We start from the raw sequence: 26,165 nt of genomic DNA, 5'->3' as shown, positions 1-26,165 counted from the left end.
CCGCTTCGTGTACTTTATCGATGTTAACGTTAACAATCGATGGAGGCGCCAGCGATGAGACGTACGTTGTTCGTGATCCTCCTGGCGGCGACACTCGTCGCCACCGCCGCGCCACCGGTCGCCGCCGCGCCGAGCACGCGCGACTACGTACGGCTGGTCAATCCGTGGGTCGAGTCCGACATCGGCCGGTTTTTCTTCTTCCAGTCCGCGAGCCAGCCGTTCGGCATGGTCAAGCTGCGGCCGGACACCAGCACCAGCACCACCTGGGACTCCGGCTACCAGCACGACGAAAACGAGGTCAAGGGATTCAGCCACGTCCACGAGTGGACGCTGTCCGGCGTGCAGGTGATGCCGACAACCGGCGCGCCGGTGCCGAAAACCCAGGGCGACACCGGCTGGCAGTCTCATGTGGACCATGACAACGGCGAGATCGCCGAGCCTGGCTATCACAAACTCCACCTCGATCGTTATGGGGTGACCGCGGAGCTGACCTCCACCGAGCGGGTCGGCATGCACCGCTACACGTACGACCGCGGCGGCCCGAGCGAGATCATCGTCAACCTCGGCGGAGTGCTCGGCGAGGCGACCATGAACGGCGCGCAGGTGACGAAGGTTTCCAACCAGGAGCTCGAAGGTTTCGTCACCATGCACGACGGCAACACCAAGCTGTTCTTCGACATCGCCTTCGACCGGCCGTTCGATTCGCTACATGGCTGGACAAACGGCAAGCTCGCCGACGGCGGCGCTCCAATCGACCGGTTGGCCGGCGACAACATGGGCGTCTACGTACGATACGGCCAGCTGGCCGCCGGCAGCGCTGTGCAGCTCAAGGTCGCACTTTCCTACACCAGCACCGAAGGCGCGCGCCGCAACCTCGCCGCGGAGCTTCCCGGCTGGAGTTTCGGTGCGACCAAAGCCGCCGCGCAGCGGCAGTGGAACGACCTGCTCGGCCGCATCGACGTGCGCGGCGGCACGCACCAGCAACAGGTCAAGTTCTACACCGACCTGTTCCATGTGCTGTGCGGACGCGGCGTTTACAGTGACGCGGACGGAAAATACATCGACGACACCTGGAATCACAACCAGGTCAAGCAGATCCCACTCGGCCGCGACGGCCGGCCGAAGTTTGCCATGTACAACTCGGACGCACTGTGGCTCACGCAGTGGAACGTCAATTCGATCCTCGGCCTGGCTTATCCGGAGATCTATGCCAGCATGGTCAACTCGTTCCTGCAGATGTATCGCGACGGCGGCCTGCTGCCGCGCGGTCCGGCGGCCGGTGACGACACCATGATCATGACCGGTTCACCGATCACCTCCTTCATCGTCGGCGCGTGGAACAAGGGAATCCGCGGCTTCGACATCGACCTCGCGTTCAAGGCGATGCTGGACGCGCAGTCGGTCGGCGGCCTGTTCGACAAAGGCGCCATCGAGTACGGCTCCTGGACCGGCGCCGGCGGCATCCGGCCGTACCTGGAGCGCGGTTATGTGCCACACGACCAAAGCGCCGGCTTCCTCGACGGCGGCGCCGGCGAAACGCTGGAATACGCCAACCAGGACTGGGCATTGGGTCAGCTGGCCAGGCAACTGCACAAGCGCGGCCTGAACGTCGCGCAGTTCGCGAAGGTTTCGGTGTCGTCACAGCTCAACGACAGCAACTTCGCCGGTGTACGCGCGGTGGACGGGCGGCCGATCCGGTCGAGTGTCTCACCGAAGGAAAACGTGGAATGGGCCTCCAACGGCGAAAAGACGCCGGCTATCACGCTGAGCTGGGACAAGCCGCGGACGATCCAGAAGGTCGTGCTGTCCGACCGCGCCAACCTGACCGACAACGTCAACTCCGGCGTCCTGCGGTTCAGCGACGGCTCGTCGGTCAACGTGTCCGGCATCCCCGCTGACGGCACCGAAAAAACCGTACAGTTCGGCAAACGATCGGTGAGCTGGGCGCGATTCGAGGCCACCGGTGGCACCGGCGCCAATGTCGGCCTCAACGAGTTCGAGGCGTGGGACGACTCCGACACCGGCGCCTATCTGATCGACCGGTCGCGCAACTGGCGCAACCTGCTCGATCCGTCGACCGGTTTCATCCGGCCGAAAGCCGCCGACGGCAGCTGGCTGACTCCCTTCGATCCGCTCAGTGGCAACGATTTCGTCGAGGCCAACGCCTGGCAGGCGACCTGGTTCACCTCGCACGACGTGATGGGTCTGGCCAACCTGGTCGGCGGCGAGGCCGGCTATGCCGACAAGCTCAACTATGCCTTCGTACGCGCGGAAAAGGACAACTTCATCGGCGCGTACGGCAAAGGCTATGTCAGCTACGGAAACCAGCCGGGCCTGGAGGTGGCGCACCTGTTCAACTACGTCGGCAAGCCGTGGTTGACGCAGTACTGGGTCCGCCAGGTGCAGGCGAAGACGTACGGCGCGGTGTCGACGGTCGACGGCTATGGCCACCACGACGAGGACCAGGGTCAGATGGGTGCGATGAGCGCGTTGATGGCCATGGGCCTGTTCGAGGTGACCGGCGGCAGCCTGGCCGATCCGGTCTATGACATCACCTCGCCGGTCTTCGACCAGACCACCATCCGGCTCGGCTCCGGTCGCGAGTTTCGCATTGTCACGCACGACAATTCGGCCGCCAACCTCTACATCCAGCGTGCCCGGCTGAACGGCCACCAGCTCGACCGGTCGTGGTTCGGCCAGGACCAGCTGGCCCGCGGCGGCACTTTGGAGCTGTGGCTCGGAAACCGGCCCAACCAGAAGTGGGGGACGCGCGACCTTCCGCCGTCGGCATCCAGGTCCGAAGGCCGGCAACCGGTCTACGCCAACGCGGTCACCGTCTCCGGGCCCGACGTTGTCCGCGAACCGTACGGAAAAACGCAGTTCCAGGCCACGTACACGCCGGCGAACACGACCCTCAAACAGGCCTTCTGGTCGGTGACCGAGCCGGACGGAAAGCCGACGGACAAGGCGACGATCGACGGCGACGGCGTGCTCACCGTCAACCACCGCAGCGGAAACGTCCTGGTCACCGCGACCGCGGCGGACGGCCACCGGGTCAGTGCGAGCCGCAAGGTGTCGCTCGACCTGGATGTCAAGCTGTTGCGCGGAAACGCGGCCAGGTGGCCTGGCGTCACCGCGACCGCGTCGTCGGAGTACAGCCCGCAGTACGCCGCGGCCAAGGTGCACGACGGCATCATCGGCGAGCAGGATTCCGGTGACTGGGCCTCCAAGGGCGAGCAGAACCCGTGGATCGAGCTGAGCTGGCCGGGGCCGATCCGGACCGACAGGATCGTGCTCTATGACCGCCCGGGCATCGACGACGTGCACGGCGGCACGCTGACCTTCAGCGACGGCTCGACCGTGGCGGTGACGGGCGTACCAACCGATGGTGGACCCAAGGTCGTCACTTTCGGCATGAAGACGATAAAATCGGTACGCTTCCAGGTCGCTGGCGGCACCGGGCCCAACGAAGGACTGTCCGAGCTGGAAGTGCATGCCGTGCCGAGCATTCCGCTCGCGCCGGCTGGCATCACGGCGAGTGCGGATGCCGGCAAGGCAACGGTTTCCTGGAAACCACCGGCATTCGACGGCGGCGCGCCGCTGACCGCGTACGTTGTCACGCCTTATCGCGACGGTGTGGCGCAGGATCCGGTGACCGTACGGCCGGACCAGACGCGCGCTGTGCTCGACGGTTTGGTCCGTGGCCAGTCATATCGCTTCACAGTGGCAGCGGTGAACATGGTCGGCACCGGCACGCCTTCGGTGCAAAGCAATCCGGTGACGCCGTAGGTCAACGAGCGGTGGCGGTGGCCGGCACGGTTGAGGTCGTGCCGGCCGGCGGCACCGCGCGGCGCGGTGGCAGGAACGCCGCGACCACCAAGGCAATCAGCGAAGCGCCGGCCGCGATCGCCAGGATGAGGCGAAAACCGTCCGGCGACGGCACCGCGGTCGATCCGAACGACACGGTCAGATGTGCCAGCACCACACCGGAAACCGCGCTCGACATGGACGTGCCGATCGACCGCATCAGCGTGTTGAGGCTGTTGGCGGCGGCGGTCTCGGACACCGGCACGGCCGCCATGATCAGCGACGGCATGGCGCCGTACGCGAGACCGACGCCGGCGCCCATCAGGCTGGACACCAACACCAGCTGCCAGACCTGCGACATCAGCACGATCCCCAGGCCGTACGCGATCGCGACCACCACCGCGCCGACCATCAGGGTGATTTTCGGTCCGCGAGAACGGGTTATTTGCGCCGACAGCGGCGCCATCGACATCATCACCAGGCCGCTCGGCGCCATCACCAGGCCGACCGTGAGCAGCGACTGTCCCATCCCATAGCCGGTGGCGACCGGCAACTGCAGCAGCTGCGGAATCACCAGCGATATCGCGAACATCGCGAACCCGAAGACGATCGAGGCGATGTTGGTCAGCAGCACCTGCCGGCGCGCGGTCGTACGCAGGTCGACCAGCGGTTGCGGACGGCGCAGCTCCCACCATCCCCACAGCGCCAGCACGATGACGGCCACGGCAAACAAAACCAGCGTGGTCGCACTCCCCCAACCCCAGTCCGCACCTTTGGAAATGCCGAGCAGCAGGCACAACAGTCCAACGGACAGGCCAAAAGCTCCGACGAGATCGAAGCGCGCCGGCGTACGTACGCGGGATTCCGGCACCAACAGGAAAACCAACACGGTCACCACGACGCCGAGCACGGCGGCGCTCCAGAACAGCACGTGCCAATCGGCGCGTTCGGCGAGAAAAGCGGCGGCCGGCAGGCCGAGCGCGCCACCGACGCCGAGTGACGCACTCATCAGCGAGGTCGCCGAGCCGAGCCGCTCCGCCGGCAGCTCGTCGCGCATGATGCTGATGCCGAGCGCGATCACGCCGGCGGCCATGCCTTGCAGCGCACGACCGATGACCATCGGCACCAACGAATCGCTCAGCGCCGCAACGGTCGATCCGACGACGAGTACGACAAGGCTGACCAGCAACATTCGCCGTTTTCCATACATATCACCCAAACGACCTACCACCGGGGTGGCGATCGCGCCGGCCAGCAAGGTGGCCGTAATGGCCCAGGCGGCGTCATTGGCCGACGCGTGCAGCAACGTCGGCAGCGCCGGGATCAGCGGAATCACCAGCGTCTGCATCAGGGAGACGACGATCCCGCCGAGTGCCAGCACCGCCACGACGACGTTCGGCCGTGGCTCGGCAGCTTCGGACATGCGGTCATCCTCTCCCACGGATCGATGCATGACCACACCGGACAGGGACTTTTGGTCGCCGGCCACGAAACCACCACGAACGTGATCGGCAAAATGGTCGCGATGCTGCTCGCCGATCGATCGCTGGTCCGCGGCTGGAGCTGGAGGTCGTCCACAGCACTGCGTCCCCGTTGAAACTCGCCGCCGGTCTGGCCGACATCCCGTTCAAACATGACGGCAGCGTCTACGGCGTGTACGAGCTTCCGGTTAGCTGGTAAGGAGAAATCACCATGAAGGTCATCATCGACCAGGACAAGTGCATGGCCTTCCGGTCAATGCGTAGTCGCCGCGCGGAGGTCTTCGACCAGCGCAACGAATAGGGGCTTTTACCCGCGGGGACCTGTCCCGGACGAGTCGGTGCACACTGGCTCGATGGTGCTGAGACGACTGCTGAACCGGTTGCGCGTCAGGAGCTACGGACCGCTGGCCGGCGCGCAGGAGGCGGTGGTCTTCGTCGTACTTTCCAACGAGCAGAGCAAAACCCGGTGCTCGCCGGCCTACGTCGAGGAGCTGAGCCGACGCGTCATGAAGCCGGCCATCGCCGAACTCGACAGTTACTTCGATGGCCGGTGGGCCAGCGACGTCGAGCCGTGGCTGGTGTTGGAGGGGCCGTCGCTCACCTACAAGTTCACCGTGGTGAAGCTGCCGGGCCGTGAGCTCGGCCAGATGAGCGAACGGATCAACGCTGTCTTCAACAAACACTGGCGCCGCGAGCTCGACCGCGCCGCTCCGCACTGACGGCGACCGCTGGATCAACGTTGGCGGCGCGTTAGGCCTGGCGGGCGGCCTGCAGGGTGGGATAAATGTCCAGCACCTGGTCCAGCCCGGTGAGCTGGATGGGTCGCAGCGTGTACGCGCTGGCCGCGACGACGCGGACGTGGGTGTCCGGATGGCGGATCTGGGCGGTGATCAGCGCGGACAGACCGGCCGAGTCCAGGAACGTGACGCCGGTGAGATCCAGGATGACCGCGGCGGGGCCGCCGGTGAGTGCGTCGTTGATCGCGGTCTGCAGCTTGTCGTTGGCGAACATGTCGATGTCGCCGCTGACGCGCAGCACCGGTGTGCCGCTGTCCGCCTCGTCGATGGTCACGGCGGCGGTGTTGCGGCCACCGGTCGTCGAGCCAGCGGCCCGGATGTCGCCGTTGCCTTCGCTGTTCTCGTGGCCTTTAGTGCTCACAGCTGCTCAGTGCCCCACGTCCTCCGGCGGCGATGTGGTTGTTTCTATGCGTAGCAGCGCTTGTTGGGTCGTGCCGCCCGGCGAGGTGTGCGTACGGACCAGGTCGGCGAGCTGGTGCACCAGCAGCAGGCCGCGGCCGTGCGGTTGCCAGCGCGGCGGCGTACGCCGGCCCGCAAGTGGGTCGGTCAACTGCCCGGCGTCGGCGACCTCGCACACCAGGTGGTCCTCCTCCCGCCAGACGCGCAGCCGGCAACGGCCGTTGGCGTGCAGGACGCTGTTGGTGGCCAGCTCGGTGGCGATCAGCCCCAGCTCCGGCAGGCGGGCCACCGGCAGCCCCAGCTGCCGCGCGTACGCCGTGGCCCGCTGTCGCGCGTCTGGAATGTCGTCGGCGGAGTCGACCTGATAGGTGGCGCCCTGTGAGGGCAGCGGCTGGTTGTACCGATCCACGACAGCCTCGGGTGCATACCGGTCGCTCGCGTAGCGGCGCTGACCATCCCAGATGAGCGGATGCGTGGCGTACGCGTCCCGCAGCGCGTGCTTTTCCAGCCTGGCGGCGTCGTACGGACACACGATGGTGGCGTCGCGACCGGCGAAGGCCGCGTTGATCAACGCCTCGTGCTGCGCGCAGGCCGGATGTTCCACCGCCGTACGCCCCGGCCACACCGGCTCGCCGACGATGCGTACGGGGCGGCCGCGATGCGCGTCGGCGAACCGGAGCAACACCGTGGCGATGATCCGGCCGGGGTTACGGCCGGCCTCTGTCATGTCGATGAAGGTCACCGCCTCGCGACCAGCGCTGTCCATGGCATCGGCCAACAACTGCAGCCGCGGACCGGGCACCGCGACCGCGACCGGTTCACCACCGGCGACGCCGTCAGTCACGAACGGCAGGAGACCATCCAGATAGTCCTGGTCCGTGCGGTAGAACAACGCGGGATGGCGGAACTTACCGGCTTCCGCGGCGAACCCGGCGGCGGGACCGATCACGCCGGCCCCTCCACCCGTACGTTCGGCAGCCGCAGCGCCTCCAGCATCCGCTCAACTCCCGGCCAGCGCGTACGCAGGACCAGCGTCGCGCCCTGCATGACGGCATGGTCGGCCAGCGAGATCAGGCACCGATGATCCATGAAGGTGACACCGGTCGCGTCCACGACCAACCGGCCGGCGCGGCCGCGCGGGCCGGTGTCCTCCACCGCCCGCTCGAACAACTCGCGGTTGGACACGTCCAGCTCGCCGGAGACGGCGAGAACATCGTCGGAGACGACATCGAGCCGGAACCGGGCGTGACCGCGGTCAGCGGTCTGCGCGTAGCTGCCAAGGCTGTGTCGACGCACCTCATCCACCGTACGCCTGCTCGGCGCATCGCGCCGGTCGCGACGTCGGAGCGGGACTCGGTCATCCGGGCGTGAATGCCGTTTTCTTGCGTCTAGCGCCAGTAAATCGGCTTTCACGCATTCGGTAAACATCGCAAGCCAGACATTTAACGTTGCACGTACCTGCCGGTCCCACACAGTGGTCCGTCTCGCCGCGTCCCGGGACGCCACGGCGTGTCCGAGTTGATCAGCAGGTGGTCGCGGAGCTGGAGCGATAGCAGTACGTGCTGTTGGAGATCCGGTGGGTGTCGTCGAACACCTTGATGGTGATCCGGGTGATGCCGCCGGAGACCTGGCTGCCGTCCATCGTGATCGTGCCGACGATGAACCAGCGGCCGTCGTAGCCGCCGCAGTACTTTTCCTCCATCTGGATCAGAAAGTCGATGGTCTCGTCACCTTGACTTCCCCATACGCCGATGTGGCCGCACTCGCCCGGCGCCAGATAGACCCGCACGTCCGACAGCGTCACGGACCGGTTGGCCCAACCGAGGTTCCCGGTCGTCGCGGCCGCCAGTGCGCCGGCGCCGCCGCCGTGCGCCACGTTGAGTGAAAACCTGGTTGGCGACGCGGTCGCCGCCGTCGTTGTCGCGAGGAGCATGGCGATCGCCAGTCCGATGACGACCCCAATGTGTCGTTTCAGCACGGAAAACCTTCCGAATCACCCTGCCCGACTCGACATCATGCCAGACACCGGAAATCACGCCGCTCCAGCCGTGACTGCAAGCAGTGTCGTGCGTACGGTTCGTCGCGATCTGTCCGTACGGTCAGCCAGCGGGGAAAAATGGCCTAAAGATGCAACCGACCACCCTGGCGTCGAACGGTGATCACCCAATAGGGTCCCGAGGTTGAACAAAGTCTGCGCACACGCCGCCGGCGAGGAGTTTCCCTTTGATGACCCTGTACGGCGTCGCCGTCGTCGTTCTGCTCTGCGCCGCGGTGACGGCGATCCTGCTGTTCGGCCTGCAGGCGCGCAAGGCGCGGCGGGACGCGGAGGACGCGCGGCAGGAGGCCAAGCACGCGCGCGAGGAGGTCCTGCGGTCGCGAGACGAACTCGCGAAAGCGCAGGAAGACGTGGCCAAAGCGCAGTCCGAGGCGTCGCGCGCGATGGCGGACGCCGGTCGCGTCCAGGCCGAGATCGCCGGCCAGGCCAGGGCGTACGCGACCGAGCTGGCGACGGTGGCCGACCGGTTCGCCGACGAGACGGTGCCGACGGTGTTGGCGATGCTGCGTGCCGGAGCGTCGACGAACACCGCCCTGGCCAGCGTCCAGTTGCCGGAAGTGCCGGCATATCAACGCGTCCTGCAGCATGTCGCGGCCGAGGCCGGTCAGAGCGAGAACCGGCGCGCGGCGGCGATGGCGGCATGTGCCAACGCGGCCGGCCGGATGCAGGCGATGACCACCGCGATGCTCGCCGACCTGCGGGAAATGGAGCACCGGCACGCCGACGAGGACGTGCTGGCCGACCTGCTGCACCTCGACCACCGCACGGCGCAGGCCGGCCGGCTGGCCGACAGCATCGCGGTGCTGTCCGGCGCTCGGTCCGGCCGGCGCTGGGCCAAGCCGATCCCGATGGAGTCGATCCTGCGCGGCGCGATGGGACGGATCGCCGGCTATCAGCGCGTACGCGTCCGCTCGGTGGCCGACATCGCGGTGGCCGGCCACGCGGCCGAGGGCGTGATGCACGTACTGGCCGAGTTGCTTGACAACGCGTGCAACTTTTCGCCGCCGACCACCGAGGTGCACGGTTACGTCGCCGAGGTGACCGCCGGCGCGGTGATCACCATCGAGGACAGCGGCCTGGTGATGAGCGAGACCGCCCTGCGCCGCGCGGAGCAGGCGGTGTCCGGTGACGGCGCCGACCTGTCGAGCCTCAGCGGTACGCGGCTCGGTCTGGCCGTTGTCGGCCGGCTGGCTCGCAAACACGGCCTGACGGTGTCCTTCCGGCCGTCGGCGATCGGCGGCACCGGCGTGGTCGTGATGGTGCCGCAGGACCTGATCACCAGGATCCGCGAGGAGCAGCCGAGCCTGCCGGCGGTCAACCGGCCGGCGCTGCCGAGCGGTCCGGTCGCCGCGGAGCCGTCCGTCGAGAGCGTCGCCGGCCTGCCGAAGCGCCGGCGTGGCCGTACGCTCGCCGCCACTCACCCCGAAGCGCGCGGGCCCGAGCCGGCGCGCCGACCCGAACCGGCCGGCACCGCCGCGGCCCGGTTCGGCGCCTTCCGCCGTGCGGTCACCGGCCAGGACACGGATGCGGAGGACAACAGATGACCACGTCCACGGGGGTGTCGGCCGAGCTGGCCTGGCTGCTGGAGGGGTTGGTCGGCCGTACGCCCGGCGCTCGCCACGCGCTCGTACTCTCCCGCGACGGCTTGAAAATGTGCCACAGCGCCGGCCTCACCGAGGACCAGGCCGACCAGCTGGCCGCGATCGCCGCCGGCATCCAGAGCCTGTCGCACGGCGCGTCGGTGGAGTTCGGCGACGGCAGCGGTGGCGTACGCCAGTCGATGACCGAGTTCTACGGCGGCGTGCTGTTCATCGTCGAGGCCGGCGAAGGCAGCCACGTCGCGGTGATCGCCGGTGAGGAGTCCGACGCCGGCCTGGTCGGCCACAACATGCTGGAGCTGGTCGAGCAGCTCGGCGAGCATCTGAGCGCGGCACCTCGGCACAGCGCCGGCGAGGCAGCGACATGAGTGACGCGCCATGAGCCTCGCGGGCCGAGACGACGATCCGGAGCGGCTGTACACCCTCACCGGCGGCCGCAGCCGGCCCGGACGCGACTGCTTCGACCTGGTCACCCTGGTGGTGAGCGAGGCGGCGCCGGCCCAGGGGATGCAGTCCGAGCACGTCGCGATCCTGCGGATGTGCCAGCAGCCGGTGGCCGTCGTGGAGATCGCCGCCGACCTGCGGTTGCCGGTGTCCATCACCAAGATCCTGCTGTCGGACATGCTCGACGCCGAGTGGATCAGTGTCCGGCATCCGCGTACGCAGCGCGGCACCACCCGACTGGCCGACCCGTCGACCCTGGAGAAGGTGCTCGTTGGACTCCGTGATCTCTGACGCTGCTGTTGACAAAGGGGCGCGTACGCCCCTTGCCACCACCGCCGAGAACGGTCTCAAGATCGTCATCGTCGGTGGTTTCGGCGTCGGCAAGACCACGATGGTGCGATCGGTGAGCGACATCCGGCCGCTGAACACCGAGGAGACGATGACCCAGGCGAGCCTGCGCGTCGACGACCTGCGCGCGGTGCCGCACAAGTCGTCCACCACGGTCGCCTTCGACTTCGGTCGGATCAGCCTCGACGCGCGTACGGTCCTCTATCTGTTCGGCGCGCCCGGCCAGGAGCGGTTCTGGTTTCTGTGGGACCGGCTGTTCACTGGCACGCTCGGCGCGATCGTGCTGGTCGACGACCGGCGGCTGGCCGACTCCTGGTATGCCATCGACCGCCTTGAGCACCACCAGACGCCGTTTATCGTGGCACGCAACGACTTCGGCGGACCACCGCACAGCCTGGCCGACGTACGCGACGCGCTCGACCTCGACCCGCACGTGCCGCTGCTCGACTGCGACGTACGCTCCCGCTCCTCCAGCAAACAGGTGCTGATCACGCTGATCGAGCACCTGCAGGCACTGACCTCGGAGACAGCTCTATGACCACGCCGGACACCGCTGGCTGCCCCGTGCATCCGGAGTCGGCCGTGCCGCTCAGCGGACCGCGCTTCCACACCGACCCGATCGGCCTCTACCAGGACATGCGCCGCGACCATGGCCAGGTCGTACCGGTGGAGCTGCCCGGCGGTTTCCCGGCCTGGCTGGTGATCGGCTATCGCGAGCTGCACCAGGTGCTCAGCGACCCGGAGCTGTTTCCGCGCGACGTCGGCCTGTGGAACCAGTGGCCGCACATCCCGCCGGACTGGCCGCTGCTGCCGATGGTCGGCCAGCGGATGCCCTCGATCTATTACACGGTCGGCGGTGAGCACCGCCGGCACGCGCGGATGGTGACCGAGGCGCTGGCCGCGGTCGACGCCTTCGAGCTGCGCCGGCACGCCGAGCAGCTGGCCGACCTGCTGATCGACGGCTTCTGCGGCCGTGGCGAGGCGGAGCTGATCGCCGAGTACGCGGCGCAGCTGCCGGTGCTCGTACTGGCGCGGATCATCGGTTTCTCCGACGACGACGGCCGCCGGCTGGCCGCCGCGCTGACCGAGCTGGCCGACGGCGGGCCTGGCGCGCAGGCCGCGTACGCCAGCTATGCCGACCAGATCCGGCAGCTGGTCGAGAACAAACGCGCACGACCTGGAGCCGATGTCGCCTCCCGGCTGCTGGCCGATCCGGCCAGGCACAGCGACGAGGAGGTGATGCTGGACCTGAAGGACACCACGGCCGCCGGTTACCTGACCACGGCCGACTGGATCGGCAACTCGATCCGGCTGATGCTGACCGACGACCGGTTCGCCGCCGCGCTCGGCGGTGGCCGGCACAGTGTCGCGCAGGCGATGAACGAGGTCCTCTGGGAGGACACCCCGACCCAGATCCTGGCCGGCCGGTGGGCCGCCAGGGACACCACGCTCGCCGGCCGCTCCGTACGCGCCGGCGACATGCTGCTGCTCGGGCTCGCCGGCGCCAACGCCGACCCGGAGATCCAGCGGCTGCTCACCCCGGCGCACGGCGGCAACAGTGCGCACTTTTCTTTCAGCTACGGCGAATACCGCTGTCCGTTCCCGGCTCAGGAGATCGCCGAGATCATCGCGCGTACCGGCATCGAGGTCCTGCTGGACCGGTTGCCCGACCTCGACCTGTCGGTGCCAGCGCAGACGCTGGTGCGACGGCCCGGTGCGTTCCTGCGCGGCATGACCGCGCTGCCGGTGCGGTTCACCGCCGTACGTACGGTTGGAGACCAGTTCCGATGAACGACCCCGACTTAGCCACCAGCAGATTTTCCAAGCACCGCTTGGCGACGCGCCGCAAGGCGCGCCAGCCGTTAGTCATCGATCCACTGGTACGGGACCTGGCCGGCGAGACCGCGAAGCTGCGGGACGCCGGCCCTTTCGTACGCGTCGACCTGCTCGGCGCGCCGGCCTGGTCGGTCACCAGGCACGCGGTCGCGCGCCGACTGCTCACCGACCCGCGGCTGGTCAAGGACATCAACCGGTGGGGACTTTTCCAGTCAGGACAGATCACCCGCCAGTGGCCGCTGATCGGCATGGTGGACCCCGGCCGGTCGATGTTCACCGTCGACGGCGCCGAGCACCGCCGGCTGCGGCTCAAGATCGCGCAGGCGGTGACGCCTCGGCGGCTGGAGGCGTTGCGCCCGACGATCGAGGGTTTGGTCGCCTCGCTGCTGGACGACATGGCCGGCACTGACCGTGTCGACCTGAAGACGGCGTACGCGCAACCGCTGCCGATGGCGGTCGTGTGCGCGCTCATGGGGGTGGACGAGCGGGAGATTCCCCGGCAGATGCGGCTGTGGAAGGCATTCTTCTCCATGCTCACGCCACAGGACCAACGGCTCGCGGTGATCGCCGAGCTGGACGAGATTTTCACCGAGATGGTAAGGAAAAAGACCGCCGATCCACAGGACGACCTGACCAGCGCGCTGATTCTGGCCGATGACGGCGGAGCGCCACTGACCGAGGAGGAGGTCGTCGGCAACCTCAAGTCGATGGTGGCCGCCGGCCACGAGACCACGATTGGCCTGATCCTCAACGCCGTACGCGGCCTGCTGACCCATCCGGACCAGCTTCGCCTCGTGCTGGACGGAAAAGTGCCGTGGACCGCGGTCGTCGAGGAGGCGCTGCGGTGGGATCCGCCGACGACACATCTGTTGATGCGGTTTGCGACCGAGGACATCGACGTCGACGGTTTCGTCATAGAAGAAGGCGAAGGCGTCGTCATGTCCTACCGTGCCATCGGCCGTGACACCGACCAGCACGGTCCGGACGCCGACTCCTTCGACGTACGACGCCAGCTGCCGATCAAGCACATGACTTTCGGCCACGGGCCGCACATCTGTCCCGGTGCGGCGCTGTCCCGGCTGGAGGCCGGCGTCGCCCTGCCGGCCCTGTTCGGGCGCTTCCCCGGCCTGCGGCTGGCCGTACCGGTCGAGGAGATCCGCAACCTGCCGGTGATGACCCAGAACGACCTGGAGTCATTCCCCGTCGTGCTGTGACCGCATGGCCCCCATGCGTGCACTGGACGCAAGCATGGGGGCCATGCGAACTGTCAGGCGGTCCAGAGGGTGGCGACGAGTACGTTCAGCAGGGCCAGGCCGCCGACGGTGTGGAAGACGGCTTTCGAGGCCTTCTGCTTACGGAAGTTGAGCAACGCCACGACCATCACCACCACCGCGATGACCAGTTTCACGGCGATCTTGGTGTTGTTGGGGTGTTTGTCGACCAGTCCCGCCGACGCGATGCCGACCAGCGCGACGCCGGTGATCACCTGCAGGATCGAGCCGTGTGACATCAGTGCCGCGATCCGCGGCTGCGTGGAACGCAGCTGGAACAGCCAGCCACCGACGATGCCGGCCATGCCGACCAGATGCAACGCGACCAAGACCTGGTAAAGGACGTCCATGACGGCAATCTACTACAAGCCGTAGAAGTTCAGCGGTTGAGGAACCGGATCCAGGAGACCGCGGCCATGACGGCACACAGCGCGGCCGCGACCAGCGTGACGACGATCCCGATCACCTTGTCGAGCACCAGCAGCGCGAGCCCCAGCCAGAGCACCGCGAGGCAGCTGAACAGGATGCCGTTGCGCATGGCCGCCCCGCGGGCCGCGTCGTTCACCATCGCGTCACCTCCGTACGACATCATGCACCGTGCACGACATCTACGATTCCGCGGGTGTTTTCGGACCGGCCGAGCACGTCCGTGCTGTCCACGAACTGGTCGACAGCGCCAGCCAGCGAGCCGGTGGCGTGCAACGCGGCCACAAAGCGCCCGGCGCCGATCACCCGGAACGGCCGGCTGAAGTATGGCCGCGTACGCGGATCCAGCGGCTCGGTCAGCCGCAGCTCGTTGTGCCTGGCGGCCACCATTTCGTACGCCTCACCGAGAAACCGCTCACGGACGCGCCACTCGGTCGCCGCCAGCGCGCCGGTCAGAGCCAGCCGAATCGGCTCGATGCCAGGCAAACTCGCGAAGGCACTGCCGAGCCATTTGCTGTATGGCGGATAAACCCGCGCCATCAGCAGGCACAGCCGCATCAGCTCGCGCGCCAGCCTGGCCGCCACGACCGCCGACCCCAGCTCGTCGCCGACCTCACCGGCGCGGCCGACGAACGCCTCCTCCTGACCGATCCGCTGCCAGCCGCACGCCAGCACGTAGCGCCAGATTTCGTCCGGATACCAGGAAAGCGCCGACCGTACGGCGGTCAGCTCGCCGGTATCGTCGTGAAACACCGCCCCACCGGTCACCTCGGCGAGCCGCTGGGTCGGTGTGGCAAGCCAGTCGCGCGCGCCAATGCCGGCCGTGGGGTCGAACCCGAGCGCGCCGGTCATCCAGTCCGTCAACCGAGCGATGTCGACACGATGAAACACCGGCCCGTCGGTCGGTGCCATCTTGCGGATGTGCTCGTTGTCGGCTGGTACGAAATGCGTTGGATAGCCGCGAAACTCTTTCGGCAGCTCACGCGAGAGCAGCTCGCCGATCTCCGGCGCGGGGTCGGCGACGAACACCTGCAGCCGCGGCCCCCACTCGTGGTCGGCCGAGCGCGCGGTGTCGAAGCCGAGCACCTCCGAACCCGAGCCGATCCGCGCCGCCGCGTGTGGCAGGCCGGGGAAATGCCGGTCCAGCAGCGGACGTACGGCCTCGGCGTAGAACAGACGCGAGAGCTGCAAACCCGGAATGAACGTCACAACGCCTCACGATGTCGGTTTCGACGAAGGAAGCGCAAACGAGTTTTTACGATGGCGACCGGCTGCGGCCAGTACGAGGACAGACCCGCTGGCGGCGGACACACTGTGGCCATGAATCTCTGGAAAAGAACGGCGATCGCGGCCGCCGCCGCGGTCGTCGCCACGGCCGGCCTGAGCGGCTCCGCGTACGGACACCGGCCGCTGGAGTTCGACGTGTCGGTCTCGCCGCAGGCGCGTACGGCGCCGGTCGACGGCCGCGTCCTCGTCGTGGTGACGAAGGACGGGTCCACCGATCCGATCACCCAGACCGACATCGTCGGCGGCGTCCCGTTCTGGGGACGGGACGTCGACGGTCTGCGGCCCGGCCGGCCGGTGTCGATCGGCATGCAGGCCGACGTGTACGGCCACCCGCTGTCCACTTTGGACAAGCTGCCGGCCGGCGACTATCACGTGCAGGCGTTCCTGAACACCTACGACACCTTCCACCGCGCCGATGGCCCGGCGGTCAAGCTGCACATGCCGTGCGGCGACGGCCAGGACATGTTCTCCTCACCGGGAAACCTTTACAGCACACCGAAACTCCTCCACCTGGACCCGCGCCGCTCGGGTCCGGTGCCGCTGCGGCTCGACCACATCATCACACCGGCCAGCCCGGTGCCGCCGGGTGGCACCTGCCAGCAAGGCAATCCAGCCGACTCGGCGCACGTGAAGCACGTCAAGATCCTCAGCCGCTCGTTGTCGACGTTCTGGGGGCGGCCGATCTACATCGGCGCCAACGTGCTGCTTCCGGCCGGTTACGACGAAAACCCGGGCGTACGCTATCCGGTGGAATACGCGTTCGGCCATTTCAGCACGGCCGCGCCGCACGGATTCCGGGAGGACGGCGGCAACGCGTTTTCGAAGTGGTGGCTGTCGGCGTCGGCGCCACGCTTCATCTCGGTGACTTTCCGCGAGGAGAACCCGTTCTACGACTCGTCCTACATGGTCGACTCCCCCAACGTCGGACCGTACGGCACGGCCACCAACCGTGAGCTGTTGCCGGAGATCGACAAGGAATTCCGCACCATCGCCCAACCCTGGGCCAGGGTCACCTCCGGCGGATCCACCGGTGGCTGGGAATCGTTGGCCAGCCTGGTTTCCTATCCCGACGTGTACGGCGGCGCCTTCACCGGATATCCCGATCCGGTCGACTTCCACCGCTATCAGATCGTCGACATCTACAACGACGCCAACGGTTATTTCGTGCAGCACGAATGGGATCAGGTGGCCAAGCCGGATTCGCGTACGCCGGCCGGCGACATCCAGTACACCAACGCCGACGAGAACCACTACGAGCTGGCGCGCGGCAACCGCGACCGATCCGAAGGCGCCTGGGCGGTCTGGGAGGCGGTGTTCGGCCCGCGCGGCGCCGACGGCTATCCGGCGCAGGTGTGGGACAAGAAGACCGGCCAGATCGACCACACCGTCGCCGCGCAGTGGCAGTCGAAGGACATCCGCGCCTATCTCGCCTCGCATTGGTCGACGCTGGGGCCACAGCTGCGCGGCAAGATCTACGTGTACGTCGGCGACACCGACACGTATTACCTGAACGACGCCGTCGAGCTGCTGCAGCAGCAGCTGCAGTCGGAAACCTCACCGCCGGCCGACGCGACCTTCGTCTACGGCCGCGCCAAACCGCACGGCTGGTCGCCGTACACCACGCAGCAGTGGTTTGACATCTATGCCGCGTACGTCGCCGCGCACGCGCCGGCCGGCACCGCGATGCCGTGGCGCGGCCACGAAATCGCGCCGCAGGCGCAGCCGTCCGGCGGCATCGTCCAAACGCCGCCGTCGCGCATCCCGTTGCGCTGAGAAACTGTCAGACCCTCGCCGTACGGTGGAAGGATGGTGACCGTCGAGGACGTACGCCGGGTCGCGCTGGCGCTGCCCCGCACCACCGAGCACGTGATCCACGACCGGATCAAGTTCCGGGTCGGCCAGATCGTCTACGTGGCGTTCTCGCGTGACGAGACGACGATGGGTTTCGGCTTCCCCAAAGAGGAGCGTGCCGCGTTGGTGGCCGCCGAGCCGGCGAAGTTCTTCCTGCCCAAGCCGTCGGAGCTGAGGTTGCGGTGGGTCGAGTCCTGGCTGGCCGCGCTGGATCAGGACGAGATGGCCGAGCTGGTCACCGACGCCTGGCGGATGTGCGTACCGAAGAAAGTCGCCGCCAGCGTGGATAGTCTGCAGTCATGAGCAGGCTTGAGGGAAAGATCGCATTCATCACCGGCGCCGGTCGCGGCCAGGGCCGTGCCCACGCCATCCGGTTCGCCGAGGAAGGCGCCGACATCATCGCGGTCGACATCTGCGAACAGATCGCGACCGTGCCGTATCCGCTGGCCACCGCCGACGAGCTGGCGCAGACCGCGAAGGAGGTGGAGGGCCTCGGCCGGCGGATCGTCACGGCGAAGGCGGACGTACGCGACCGCGACGGCCTGCGGGCCGCCTTCGACGACGGCGTACGAAAGCTCGGCGGCGTCGACATCGTGGTCGCCAACGCCGGCATCGCGCCGGTCGGCCTCCAGGACGGCGGCCCCGACGCCTGGCGGGACGTCATCGACGTCAACCTGACCGGCGTCTGGAACACCATCCAGGTCAGCTATCCAACGCTGGTCGAGCAGGGCCGCGGCGGCTCGATCGTGCTGACCAGCTCGGTCGCCGGACTCAGCGGCCTCGGCGGCGGCAACGCCGGAGGCGACGGCTACACGGCGGCCAAGCACGGCATCGTCGGACTGATGCGCAGCTATGCCAAGTTCCTGGCGCCGCACAGCATCCGGGTCAACAGCGTGCATCCGACCGGCGTCAACACGCCGATGATCGTCAACGACACGATGGCCGAGATCCTGTCGCAGCATCCCGACGCCATCAACGCGCAGCCCAACGCGCTGCCGGTGCAGCTGACCGAGCCGGTCGACATCAGCAACGCGATCCTCTGGCTGGTCTCCGACGAGGCGCGATACGTCACCGGCGTGACGCTTCCGGTCGACGCCGGCTATCTGCTCAAGTAGGCAGGCTGTCGAGCTCGGCTGCGGACCGGCTCGGAAGGTGTCGTGGCGTCCCGGTAGTGCGCTATCGCGTGCCACAGGTTTCCAACAGCCTCATTGCCCACTTGGTCCAGGCGTACGACGCTTCGGCGTGGCGCAGGCCGGCCTCGACGATCAGCCGGTCGGCCCACCGCGGATCATCCGGATCGTCGGCGCCGTCGAAGCGCGTGGCGATGACCTCGCGCAGCCGCTCGGACTCCGCGCGTACGGCCTCGGCGTGCCGCGCCAACAGCTGCCGCGCGTCCTCGCTGTCCAATGTGGACAGCAAGAACATCCGCAGCAGGCTCTCGCGGCGCACCTGCGGGTTGGCCGGCGGACGCATCATCCACTCGCGCAGCTCCGCCCGGCCGGCGTCGGTGATCGCGTACGTCCGCCGGCCGCGCGGTCCCTCCTCGACGACCTCGATCAGGTCGTCGGCGAGCATCTTGCCGAGCTCGGGATAGATCTGGCTGTGCCGGGCGTGCCAGGCGAAGCGCTCCAGCCGCTCCCCGAACTGCTTGGTCAGGTCGTAACCGCTGGCCGGCGCGCCGTGCAGCAGGCCGAGCAGCGCGTGCCGCAACGACATACGCACCTCCTAGGGCCACCGAACCTAACATGCCAATATTGACATGTCGGAGCCGCGATGTCAGCGCGCCGCGCCAGCGGCGCCGGAGATCAGCGACTCACGAAGGCGCGGCCGTTCCAGTGGTACACCGCCGAGCGTCCCTCGGCCGTGCCGTCGGACAGCGTCACGGCGACATCGTCCTGGCCGGCCTTCTGGATGGCGTCGTACGACCGCACCGCCGTGCTGCCGTGGCCGACGCCGTTGACGACCAGCACGCCGGCGCCGGCCAGCCGGCCGTTGCCGGAGCCGAGCTGGCCGACCGAGACGACGGCATGCGCGCTGACACTGCCGTTGCCGTAATAGCCGCACTGGAACAGCACGAGGTCGTTCTGGTAGTTACCGCCGAGAAAATCGCCGGTCTTCTCGTCCAGGTCCTCGACGACACCCAGGTCACGGTTTTCGTCCGCGACGCCGTTGTGGAAGGTGTACGTGCCGGCCGCGCAGTTGCCCAGCTGCGGCAACACGATGTCGGCGTTTCGCCAGTCGAAGTGCTCGGCGGCAGCGGCCGGCGCAGATGCGAAAACGGTGCCGACCGCGGCAGCGGCGATCATCGTCGTGGCCAGCCGGCGCATGGTCTTGTTCATGTTCGCTCCCGTGAAAAGGCGAGGCCCCATTGGCTCGCTGCGGCAATCACGGCTGAGAGCGGTGCTCGGTTGCAGCGCTAAAAAGTGACTTGCGTCATAGACCGGCGCCGGCCGCCAGCATCGTCAGGGCGACCGCCGGAGACGTACGCCCGACCTCGCCTGTTGCCAGCCGGCGCAGCTGCAGGCCGGCGATCAGCGCGACGACCGGACCGGCCAGCCTTTCCGGATCCGGCATGTCCAAGGCGGTCAGCACGGTGACGGCAAGCCGTTCGTACGCCTCGAAACACCGCGCCGCGGCGCCGCGCAGGTCGTGATCTCGGCCGGCCTGCAGGAAAAGCTCCAGCGGCGCGATGTCCTCGCGTCCGAAGGTCATCGACTCCAGCACCTGCTCGACCGTCGCCGCCGCCTCCGCCAGGCTCGGCGCGCCACCGGCGGCGCGGTCCGCGATCGCCGCCAGCCGCGCCGTCTCCTCGTGCGCGAACAGCAGCATGCTCTCCCGTAAAACGTCGGTCTGGCTGGGAAAATGGTAGGTCAGCGAGCCGAGCGAGACACCGGCCTCGGCGGCGATCCGGCGGTTGGTCAGCGCCGGCACGCCGTGCTCGCCGATGATCCGCAGCGTCGCGCGGAGGATGGCTTCTCGTGCGGTCACTCTGGCGGTTTCTCCGCATCCCAGCGGCGTGCGCGCTGCAGTTCGGCGGCGACCGACAGCAACAGCGGCTCACTGTCGGCCGGGCCGAGCAGCTGCGCGCCGATTGGCAGGCCGCCGTCCGTACGACCCGCGGGCACGTTGACACCCGGCCAGCCGAGCACGTTCCACGGCCAGGTGTACGGGCAGGCGCCGACCATCAGCCGGTCGGTGTGGAAGTTGTTCAGGCCGTCGAACAGGCCGATCCGGGTCGGCGGCAGCGCGGTCGTCGGCGTCAGCACCACGTCGACGTCCCGGAAAACCGAGCCGAGCTGCTTGCGAAGCGGCGCGTCGGCGGCACGCGCCATCTTCAACGCCGGTCCGCTGAGCAGCCACCCGGTCCGGCCGTTCTCCCTGGTGCGCTTGTCGAGCAGCCGCCGCTCCGGCACGCGCTGGCTCCACTCGTAGACACCGGTCAGCGACCGAGGCAGAAACGCCAATCCCATCACGCCATAGCGCGGGTCTGCCGTCACGACGCGGTGGCCGAGCGCGGTCAGCGCACCGGCGAGGCCACTCACCGCGGCCCGGATCTGCGGATGCAGGCGAGCCGGCGCGATGCTGTACGGGATGCGGAAGGACAGGCCGATCCGCAGCCGGTCCGGCGTCGTCGCCGCGGCCGCCGCGTAGGTGTCGCCGGTGCCGGCCAGCACGTCGAACAGCACCGCCGCGTCCTCGACCGTACGCGCGATCGGACCGATCACGGTGAGGCCGTTGAACGGCTCCTTCTGCGGCCAGGTCGGCACCCGTCCGGTCTGCGGTTTCACCCCGACCAGGTGGTTCCAGGCGGCCGGGATGCGGATCGACCCGGCGCCGTCGGACCCCACCGCCACCGGCACCAGACCAGCTGCGACAGCCGCCGCCGAGCCGCCGCTGGAGCCGCCGGCGCTGTGGTCCAGATGCCACGGATTGCGGGTGGCGCCGAAGGCCGGGCCCTCGGTGAACGGCCACTGTCCCAGCTCAGACGAGTTGGTCTTGCCGACGATCACCGCACCGGCCTCGCGCAGTCGCCGTACGGCCTCGCAGTCCGCCTCGGCCGGCGGAAACTCACCGGCACAGCCAAAAGCGGTCGGCTCTCCGGCCATGTCGACGTCGTCCTTGATCGCGATCGGCACGCCGAGCAGCGGCAACCGCTCGCCGCCGGCCAGCCGCCGGTCCGCGGCCTCGGCCTCTCGCAGCGCGGCCGCATGGCGTACGACCCGGAAGGCGTTCAGCGTGGACTGCGTCGCGTCGATCTTCGTCAGCGCGGCCGTGACCAGCGCTTTCGACGTCGTACGTCCATCGGCCAGCTGCCGGACCAGCTCCACGAGCGTCGGCATCCCCGTTGTCACGACCGGTTGCATAGGTGTCACCTCCGCAGTCGTTCGTTCGAACGAACGATACGCCGGCCGAGTTCCGTACGCACGCCGGACGACGTGGCGGCCGACCGGAGACTGACGCGCGGCGAACCGGCGGCTGGCATCCTCGATCCGTGGCCGATCTGACCGCTCTCCCGCCGCGCCGCACCTTCCCCGCGGCATGGCGGCGGCTGCCGGCGCCGGCGCAGGACCTGCTGATCGCGGCCGCCGCGGCGGCCGCGGTGGCGCTCCTCATCGCACTCGACGACCGCGTGCCGGCCGGTCCGCTGTCGTACGCGTATGTACTGGCCGTCTGCGCGCCGCTGGCCGTACGGCGAAGACTGCCGTTGGTCGCGGCCGTCGGATGCGCGGCGATGGTGACGGTCGCCGACTGGCTGCGCTGGCCGGTCTTCCAGGGCGGCGTGCTCGTGCTGGTCGTCGGCCTGACGATCGCCTCCGCCGCGTATTACCTGGAAAACGGGCGGATCCTGTTGGCGGCCGGCGCCGCCGCCTGGACGACCGCGAGCTTTCTCCTGCATCCCAACGGAAATCCGGTGCGCGCCGCGGACATCGCGATGATGGTCGGCGTCGGCCTGTTTCCGGTCGCGATCGGCTATGCGTTCCGGCTGCACCGCGACCGTGCCGAGCAGGTGCTACGGCTGCACCGCGCGCAGGAACGCCAGCGAAAAGCCGAAGAACGCGAACAGCTCGCACGCGACATGCACGACACTCTCGGCCATCATCTCAGCGCCATCCGCGTCCAGGCCATCGGCGCCCAACGCGGCGGCAGTGCGGACGGCAGACGCGCTCTTGGCACCATCGCCGACATTTCGCAGCACGCACTGAAAGAAGTCCGCCAATTGCTCGACCATCTCCGCGAGGACCCGACAATCGGCGACATTCCGGCGATGGCAGCGCGGCTGACGGGCACGCTCGACATAGCGGTCAGCATCGTGACCGACGAGCTGCCACCGGACATCGAGCTCACGGCGTATCGCATCGTGCAGGAATCGCTGACAAACACGGTCCGCCACTCCGGCGCGAAGCACGCGTCCGTACGCATCGACCAGGATCCGGCCACGTTGACGATCACCGTCGACGACGATGGTGAGGCTGGCGACGGCGAGCCGGGCAACGGCCTCAGCGGCATGGCTGCGCGCGTACGCGCATATGGCGGCACTTTCCGTGCGGGTCCGAAGAAACCGACCGGTTGGCGGGTGCGCGCGACGATTCCGGTGACGCCGTGATCGAGGTCGTGATCGCCGACGACCAGCAGCCGACGCGTGACGGTCTGCGGCAACTTCTGAGTGCTGAGGCCGACATCACGGTGACCGGCTTGGCGACAGACGGTCGCGACCTGCTGGCGATCGCCCGCCGGCACCGGCCGTGCGTCGTACTCACCGATCTGCGAATGCCGCGGATGGACGGCATCGCGGCGATCCGCGAGCTGACCACGCTCGATCCGGTGCCGGCGATCGTCGCGCTGACGACCTTCGACACCGACGAATACCTCTATGGCGCGCTTCAAGCCGGCGCGGTCGGTTTTCTGTTGAAAGACAGCGATCCCGACCTGCTCGTCAACGCCGTACGGGTGGCGGCGCGCGGGCAGGGTCTGATCGATCCGCAGGTCACCAGGCGGCTCGTCCACCGGTTCGCGGACACCTCACCACGACCGCCGACACCGGCCGCCGAAACGCTGACAGCACGCGAGAAAGACGTGCTGCGGCTGGTCGCGCGCGGCCTCGGCAACGCGGAGATCGCCGAGGAGCTGACCATCACCTACGGCACGGTGAAGATCCACGTCGCTCGCATTCTCGCCAAGCTCAATGTGGAAACCCGCGTGCAGGCGGTCATCTACGCGCACCGGCACGGCCTGGTCACCTGGGCCAGCCAGCCGTAGAGATATGTCCGCGGGCAGATGTGTCCCGCCTCCGGCCCACATATCTTCCTCCGGTGACACCGACAAGGAGGAGAGCATGCGAATAATCGCGTCCGCGATGGCGACCGTCGCACTCGCCGCCGGAATGACCGCACCGACGACCGGTCCACAGTGGACTGCCTGCCACACCAACATCAAGTGCGCCTACCTGACCGTACCGGTCGACTGGAACCGGCCGGACGGACCGACAACCCAGATCGAGCTCGGCCTGTTGCCGGCGAAGGACCCGGCACACAAGCGCGGCTCTCTGGTCGTCGCCACCGGCGGTCCGACCACCACCGCCGCGGTCATGGACGCGTTTCCGCAGGGATTCGACGATCTGCGCCAGTGGTATGACATCGTCGGCATGGATCCGCGCGGCATGGGGTGGGACAACCACGTCGCCTGCGGCCGCGCCACCGAGGTCGGTTCCGGCGAGGATCCGAGCCGCGCCGGCTGGCTGGCGTATCGCCGGCAGAACGCCGCGTTCGACGCCACCTGCCACCAGGCCGGCGCAGCGCTGGTGAACCACCTGTCGACCTGGCAGGTCGCGCACGACCTGGACGCCGTACGCGCCGCGCTCGGCGAGGACAAGCTGACCTACTTCGGAAACTCATACGGCACGGTCTACGCGCAGGCGTACGCGGAGCTGTTTCCGGGCCGTATCAACCGGATGTTCCTGGACAGCGTCTTGGACCACAGCTATGGCGACCTCTATCGGCTGGTCGCGCCGGACGCGCGAGTGACCGAGCAAAACTTTCACCTTTTCGCGGACTGGTGCGGCAAGAACGCACAGTGCGCGCTGCATGGCCAGGATGTCGTCAAGGCGTGGGACGATCTGGTTGCCAAGGCGGAGAAAACGCCGCTGCCGGCCGGTCCCGGAAAGACCGTCACGGCCACCAACGTCCGGCTCAGGAGCGCTCTCTACGTCACCGGCACGCCGAGCGCGACCAGCCTGTGGGTCGAGCTTGGCAAGGACATCGACCAGGCGGTGAAAGGAAACGCCGCCGCGTTCCTGCCGGACCACAGCCAGCCGCCCGATGGGACTTCGGTCCACAAGCAGATGGTCTGTGCGGACTATCCGGTGAACACCGACTACGACTACGTGACGAGCGCGGAAAACCGGATCCGCCGAGAGGCGCCCCGGGTCGGCTGGACACAGGTGAAATCCAACTTCGGCATGTGCTCGGGCCTGCGGCGCACCGAGACGTGGCGGCCGCATCCACTGCGCGTCCGGGACGTGCCGCCGATCCTGTTGAGCGCCGGCACCCGCGACAACGCGACACCGATCTCGATGGGGCAGCACGTTTCGGCTCAGCTGCCGGGATCGCGGTTCGTGCCGTCGGACTCCGGACACGCCGGCTATCTGCGCGGCGACCCGTGCCTGCGCGCGTACGTCCACGCCTATCTGCTGGACGGCACATTGCCACCGCCAGGCGCCACCTGTCTCACCCCGTGAACGTTTTCGCCGCGAGGTGGCGGAAATAGTCGTCACGAAGTGAAGAAGTCCCCAACGGCGGCCGGGTCGTACGTCTGCGAATGACACCAGTCGACCAGCACGAGGTCAAAACTTTCCATGAAGGCTCGCAATCCGGCGACAACCTCCGGCGCCGGCCTGGCCGCCGGCCGCATCAACAAGCACAAAGTGGTAATGCGATCGTCACTCGCTGTCCCGTACAACGCAAGCGAACCGGTGGTGATCGCAAACGAACCGACGACGGCGCCGGTGCAGCCGCGAATTCCGACCACGCCACGGTTGTCGATCGCCGGCAGCGTCTCCAGCAGCCGGCGATAGGAAACGTCATGCGGGAGAGGAATATTTGGGTTTGTGCGTACGTAAATCGATTCGAAACCGTATACTGCGCCGTCCTCGCCGCGGTGCGCGTGTTCCAGCTGCACACGGCGAATTTCCCGTAACTCCGCGCCGACCACGTCGAGCAGCTGGTCGTGCACCAGCTCGACCTGCCGCCAGTCGTCCTCGTGAATCTCCACTCGACCGCCGTTGACCAGCGTCTCGTCAAAGGCCGGCAGCGGATCGCAGATCGTCGGCAGGCTGTAGAGAACGTCGCGCGCGGGCACCATTTCGATGCGCCGCAAGGTCAAAACCAGTTCGCCGAACGCCGTCGCCAGCGCCGCCGTCGGCGGGTCGGCCTGGCGGACCAGCCAGGTCTCCTCCCCCAGCTGCACGGTCGTATCTGGTTCGAAACTTTCCGGAAGCGCGGCCACCGCCATATCGCTGCGCGCGATCTCCTGGCCGCCATCGGCGTCGACAAAGACGACCCGTACCG

General features: G+C 68.0%; 28 protein-coding genes. 15 read left to right on the top strand and 13 right to left on the bottom strand.

Annotated elements, in window-relative coordinates; translation table 11 throughout:
* Window positions 1–54: 54 nt before the first annotated feature.
* Window positions 55–3,789, top strand: a complete 3,735-nt coding sequence (locus tag GNX95_RS25445; protein ID WP_163509882.1) for a glycoside hydrolase domain-containing protein — start codon at window positions 55–57, stop codon at window positions 3,787–3,789.
* 1 nt (window position 3,790) lies between these two features.
* On the opposite strand, the gene GNX95_RS25440 is transcribed toward GNX95_RS25445, so the two are convergent.
* Window positions 3,791–5,230, bottom strand: a complete 1,440-nt coding sequence (locus GNX95_RS25440; protein ID WP_163509881.1) for an MFS transporter — start codon at window positions 5,228–5,230, stop codon at window positions 3,791–3,793.
* Between the two features lie 24 nt (window positions 5,231–5,254).
* Between GNX95_RS25440 and GNX95_RS25435 the strand changes: the two genes are divergently transcribed.
* Both GNX95_RS25435 and GNX95_RS25430 read left to right on the top strand, forming a co-directional pair.
* Window positions 5,255–5,404, top strand: a complete 150-nt coding sequence (locus GNX95_RS25435) for a hypothetical protein (protein ID WP_163508082.1) — start codon at window positions 5,255–5,257, stop codon at window positions 5,402–5,404.
* A 237-nt stretch (window positions 5,405–5,641) separates the two neighbouring features.
* Window positions 5,642–6,007 carry a hypothetical protein gene (locus GNX95_RS25430; protein ID WP_163509880.1) on the top strand — a complete coding sequence of 122 codons (366 nt, stop codon included), beginning with the start codon at window positions 5,642–5,644 and terminating at the stop codon, window positions 6,005–6,007.
* Between the two features lie 31 nt (window positions 6,008–6,038).
* On the opposite strand, the gene GNX95_RS25425 is transcribed toward GNX95_RS25430, so the two are convergent.
* The 4 genes from GNX95_RS25425 to GNX95_RS25410 form a co-directional block, all read right to left on the bottom strand.
* Complete coding sequence (locus tag GNX95_RS25425; protein WP_163509879.1) at window positions 6,039–6,446, bottom strand: STAS domain-containing protein; 408 nt, start codon at window positions 6,444–6,446, stop codon at window positions 6,039–6,041.
* 6 nt (window positions 6,447–6,452) lie between these two features.
* Window positions 6,453–7,433, bottom strand: coding sequence for a sensor histidine kinase (locus tag GNX95_RS25420; protein ID WP_246281728.1), 981 nt, complete (start codon window positions 7,431–7,433; stop codon window positions 6,453–6,455).
* Complete coding sequence (locus tag GNX95_RS25415; RefSeq protein WP_163509878.1) at window positions 7,430–7,780, bottom strand: STAS domain-containing protein; 351 nt, start codon at window positions 7,778–7,780, stop codon at window positions 7,430–7,432. The genes GNX95_RS25420 and GNX95_RS25415 overlap by 4 nt, the downstream gene beginning before the upstream one ends.
* Before the next feature lie 226 nt (window positions 7,781–8,006).
* Window positions 8,007–8,462 carry a hypothetical protein gene (locus GNX95_RS25410; RefSeq protein ID WP_163509877.1) on the bottom strand — a complete coding sequence of 152 codons (456 nt, stop codon included), beginning with the start codon at window positions 8,460–8,462 and terminating at the stop codon, window positions 8,007–8,009.
* A gap of 248 nt (window positions 8,463–8,710) precedes the next feature.
* Between GNX95_RS25410 and GNX95_RS25405 the strand changes: the two genes are divergently transcribed.
* Genes GNX95_RS25405 through GNX95_RS25380 form a run of 6 tightly spaced genes read left to right on the top strand, consistent with a single transcriptional unit; the run spans window position 8,711 to window position 13,980 of the window.
* On the top strand, window positions 8,711–10,084 hold the full coding sequence (locus GNX95_RS25405) for an ATP-binding protein (protein WP_163509876.1): 1,374 nt from the start codon (window positions 8,711–8,713) through the stop codon (window positions 10,082–10,084).
* Entirely contained in the window at window positions 10,081–10,506 is a 426-nt protein-coding gene (locus GNX95_RS25400; RefSeq protein WP_163509875.1) for a roadblock/LC7 domain-containing protein, read from the top strand. Before GNX95_RS25405 ends, GNX95_RS25400 begins: the two co-directional genes overlap by 4 nt.
* 10 nt (window positions 10,507–10,516) lie before the next feature.
* The gene (locus tag GNX95_RS25395) at window positions 10,517–10,873 is read left to right on the top strand and encodes a DUF742 domain-containing protein (protein WP_163509874.1); all 357 of its coding nucleotides are present in this window, start codon (window positions 10,517–10,519) and stop codon (window positions 10,871–10,873) included.
* Entirely contained in the window at window positions 10,854–11,468 is a 615-nt protein-coding gene (locus GNX95_RS25390; protein WP_163509873.1) for a GTP-binding protein, read from the top strand. Before GNX95_RS25395 ends, GNX95_RS25390 begins: the two co-directional genes overlap by 20 nt.
* Window positions 11,465–12,721 carry a cytochrome P450 gene (locus GNX95_RS25385; RefSeq protein ID WP_163509872.1) on the top strand — a complete coding sequence of 419 codons (1,257 nt, stop codon included), beginning with the start codon at window positions 11,465–11,467 and terminating at the stop codon, window positions 12,719–12,721. Before GNX95_RS25390 ends, GNX95_RS25385 begins: the two co-directional genes overlap by 4 nt.
* Window positions 12,718–13,980 carry a cytochrome P450 family protein gene (locus tag GNX95_RS25380; RefSeq protein ID WP_163509871.1) on the top strand — a complete coding sequence of 421 codons (1,263 nt, stop codon included), beginning with the start codon at window positions 12,718–12,720 and terminating at the stop codon, window positions 13,978–13,980. The genes GNX95_RS25385 and GNX95_RS25380 overlap by 4 nt, the downstream gene beginning before the upstream one ends.
* Before the next feature lie 53 nt (window positions 13,981–14,033).
* Here the strand turns inward: GNX95_RS25380 and GNX95_RS25375 are convergent, their stop codons facing one another.
* Genes GNX95_RS25375 through GNX95_RS25365 form a run of 3 tightly spaced genes read right to left on the bottom strand, consistent with a single transcriptional unit; the run spans window position 14,034 to window position 15,672 of the window.
* Entirely contained in the window at window positions 14,034–14,387 is a 354-nt protein-coding gene (locus GNX95_RS25375; protein ID WP_163509870.1) for a hypothetical protein, read from the bottom strand.
* A 29-nt stretch (window positions 14,388–14,416) separates the two neighbouring features.
* Window positions 14,417–14,605 carry a hypothetical protein gene (locus tag GNX95_RS25370; RefSeq protein ID WP_163509869.1) on the bottom strand — a complete coding sequence of 63 codons (189 nt, stop codon included), beginning with the start codon at window positions 14,603–14,605 and terminating at the stop codon, window positions 14,417–14,419.
* 20 nt (window positions 14,606–14,625) lie between these two features.
* Window positions 14,626–15,672 carry a DUF4037 domain-containing protein gene (locus GNX95_RS25365; protein ID WP_163509868.1) on the bottom strand — a complete coding sequence of 349 codons (1,047 nt, stop codon included), beginning with the start codon at window positions 15,670–15,672 and terminating at the stop codon, window positions 14,626–14,628.
* A gap of 111 nt (window positions 15,673–15,783) precedes the next feature.
* Between GNX95_RS25365 and GNX95_RS25360 the strand changes: the two genes are divergently transcribed.
* The 3 genes from GNX95_RS25360 to GNX95_RS25350 are packed head-to-tail and all read left to right on the top strand — an operon-like array spanning window position 15,784 to window position 18,716.
* The gene (locus GNX95_RS25360; protein ID WP_163509867.1) at window positions 15,784–17,523 is read left to right on the top strand and encodes an alpha/beta hydrolase-fold protein; all 1,740 of its coding nucleotides are present in this window, start codon (window positions 15,784–15,786) and stop codon (window positions 17,521–17,523) included.
* A gap of 33 nt (window positions 17,524–17,556) precedes the next feature.
* The gene (locus tag GNX95_RS25355) at window positions 17,557–17,904 is read left to right on the top strand and encodes an MmcQ/YjbR family DNA-binding protein (protein WP_163509866.1); all 348 of its coding nucleotides are present in this window, start codon (window positions 17,557–17,559) and stop codon (window positions 17,902–17,904) included.
* On the top strand, window positions 17,901–18,716 hold the full coding sequence (locus GNX95_RS25350; RefSeq protein WP_163509865.1) for a mycofactocin-coupled SDR family oxidoreductase: 816 nt from the start codon (window positions 17,901–17,903) through the stop codon (window positions 18,714–18,716). Before GNX95_RS25355 ends, GNX95_RS25350 begins: the two co-directional genes overlap by 4 nt.
* A gap of 61 nt (window positions 18,717–18,777) precedes the next feature.
* On the opposite strand, the gene GNX95_RS25345 is transcribed toward GNX95_RS25350, so the two are convergent.
* From GNX95_RS25345 to GNX95_RS25330, 4 genes are all read right to left on the bottom strand, one after another.
* Complete coding sequence (locus GNX95_RS25345) at window positions 18,778–19,317, bottom strand: PadR family transcriptional regulator (protein WP_163509864.1); 540 nt, start codon at window positions 19,315–19,317, stop codon at window positions 18,778–18,780.
* Between the two features lie 89 nt (window positions 19,318–19,406).
* Window positions 19,407–19,940: a hypothetical protein gene (locus tag GNX95_RS25340; protein ID WP_163509863.1), complete on the bottom strand. Its 534-nt coding sequence runs from the start codon at window positions 19,938–19,940 to the stop codon at window positions 19,407–19,409.
* Window positions 19,941–20,034: 94 nt separating this feature from the next.
* Window positions 20,035–20,589: a TetR/AcrR family transcriptional regulator gene (locus GNX95_RS25335; RefSeq protein WP_163509862.1), complete on the bottom strand. Its 555-nt coding sequence runs from the start codon at window positions 20,587–20,589 to the stop codon at window positions 20,035–20,037.
* Window positions 20,586–21,965 carry an amidase gene (locus GNX95_RS25330; protein WP_163509861.1) on the bottom strand — a complete coding sequence of 460 codons (1,380 nt, stop codon included), beginning with the start codon at window positions 21,963–21,965 and terminating at the stop codon, window positions 20,586–20,588. The genes GNX95_RS25335 and GNX95_RS25330 overlap by 4 nt, the downstream gene beginning before the upstream one ends.
* Window positions 21,966–22,093: 128 nt before the next feature.
* Between GNX95_RS25330 and GNX95_RS25325 the strand changes: the two genes are divergently transcribed.
* The 3 genes from GNX95_RS25325 (at window position 22,094) to GNX95_RS25315 (ending at window position 25,336) form a co-directional block, all read left to right on the top strand.
* On the top strand, window positions 22,094–23,206 hold the full coding sequence (locus tag GNX95_RS25325; protein ID WP_163509860.1) for a sensor histidine kinase: 1,113 nt from the start codon (window positions 22,094–22,096) through the stop codon (window positions 23,204–23,206).
* Window positions 23,203–23,859: a response regulator gene (locus GNX95_RS25320; protein WP_163509859.1), complete on the top strand. Its 657-nt coding sequence runs from the start codon at window positions 23,203–23,205 to the stop codon at window positions 23,857–23,859. The genes GNX95_RS25325 and GNX95_RS25320 overlap by 4 nt, the downstream gene beginning before the upstream one ends.
* A 76-nt stretch (window positions 23,860–23,935) precedes the next feature.
* Window positions 23,936–25,336 (top strand): alpha/beta fold hydrolase, encoded by a 1,401-nt coding sequence (locus GNX95_RS25315; RefSeq protein WP_163509858.1) that lies wholly within the window; start codon window positions 23,936–23,938, stop codon window positions 25,334–25,336.
* A 32-nt stretch (window positions 25,337–25,368) separates the two neighbouring features.
* On the opposite strand, the gene GNX95_RS25310 is transcribed toward GNX95_RS25315, so the two are convergent.
* Window positions 25,369–26,109, bottom strand: coding sequence for a hypothetical protein (locus GNX95_RS25310; RefSeq protein WP_222853876.1), 741 nt, complete (start codon window positions 26,107–26,109; stop codon window positions 25,369–25,371).
* Between the last annotated feature and the right edge of the window lie 56 nt (window positions 26,110–26,165).

The sequence above is a fragment of the Fodinicola acaciae genome (assembly GCF_010993745.1).
GTDB classification, from domain to species: Bacteria; Actinomycetota; Actinomycetes; order Mycobacteriales; family HKI-0501; genus Fodinicola; species Fodinicola acaciae.
The sequence above is the reverse complement of the archived record's forward strand: the minus strand, read 5'-3'. Positions and strand labels throughout refer to the sequence as shown.

Bases quoted from the DNA above. Each gene is read 5' to 3' on its own strand.
- GNX95_RS25445 (WP_163509882.1), top strand. From the start codon at position 55: ATGAGACGTACGTTGTTCGTGATCCTCCTGGCGGCGACACTCGTCGCC.
- GNX95_RS25440 (WP_163509881.1), bottom strand. From the start codon at position 5,230: ATGTCCGAAGCTGCCGAGCCACGGCCGAACGTCGTCGTGGCGGTGCTG.
- GNX95_RS25435 (WP_163508082.1), top strand. From the start codon at position 5,255: ATGCATGACCACACCGGACAGGGACTTTTGGTCGCCGGCCACGAAACC.
- GNX95_RS25430 (WP_163509880.1), top strand. From the start codon at position 5,642: ATGGTGCTGAGACGACTGCTGAACCGGTTGCGCGTCAGGAGCTACGGA.
- GNX95_RS25405 (WP_163509876.1), top strand. From the start codon at position 8,711: ATGACCCTGTACGGCGTCGCCGTCGTCGTTCTGCTCTGCGCCGCGGTG.
- GNX95_RS25400 (WP_163509875.1), top strand. From the start codon at position 10,081: ATGACCACGTCCACGGGGGTGTCGGCCGAGCTGGCCTGGCTGCTGGAG.
- GNX95_RS25395 (WP_163509874.1), top strand. From the start codon at position 10,517: ATGAGCCTCGCGGGCCGAGACGACGATCCGGAGCGGCTGTACACCCTC.
- GNX95_RS25385 (WP_163509872.1), top strand. From the start codon at position 11,465: ATGACCACGCCGGACACCGCTGGCTGCCCCGTGCATCCGGAGTCGGCC.
- GNX95_RS25380 (WP_163509871.1), top strand. From the start codon at position 12,718: ATGAACGACCCCGACTTAGCCACCAGCAGATTTTCCAAGCACCGCTTG.
- GNX95_RS25375 (WP_163509870.1), bottom strand. From the start codon at position 14,387: ATGGACGTCCTTTACCAGGTCTTGGTCGCGTTGCATCTGGTCGGCATG.
- GNX95_RS25370 (WP_163509869.1), bottom strand. From the start codon at position 14,605: ATGGTGAACGACGCGGCCCGCGGGGCGGCCATGCGCAACGGCATCCTG.
- GNX95_RS25360 (WP_163509867.1), top strand. From the start codon at position 15,784: ATGAATCTCTGGAAAAGAACGGCGATCGCGGCCGCCGCCGCGGTCGTC.
- GNX95_RS25355 (WP_163509866.1), top strand. From the start codon at position 17,557: ATGGTGACCGTCGAGGACGTACGCCGGGTCGCGCTGGCGCTGCCCCGC.
- GNX95_RS25350 (WP_163509865.1), top strand. From the start codon at position 17,901: ATGAGCAGGCTTGAGGGAAAGATCGCATTCATCACCGGCGCCGGTCGC.
- GNX95_RS25345 (WP_163509864.1), bottom strand. From the start codon at position 19,317: ATGTCGTTGCGGCACGCGCTGCTCGGCCTGCTGCACGGCGCGCCGGCC.
- GNX95_RS25340 (WP_163509863.1), bottom strand. From the start codon at position 19,940: ATGAACAAGACCATGCGCCGGCTGGCCACGACGATGATCGCCGCTGCC.
- GNX95_RS25330 (WP_163509861.1), bottom strand. From the start codon at position 21,965: ATGCAACCGGTCGTGACAACGGGGATGCCGACGCTCGTGGAGCTGGTC.
- GNX95_RS25315 (WP_163509858.1), top strand. From the start codon at position 23,936: ATGCGAATAATCGCGTCCGCGATGGCGACCGTCGCACTCGCCGCCGGA.
- GNX95_RS25310 (WP_222853876.1), bottom strand. From the start codon at position 26,109: ATGGCGGTGGCCGCGCTTCCGGAAAGTTTCGAACCAGATACGACCGTG.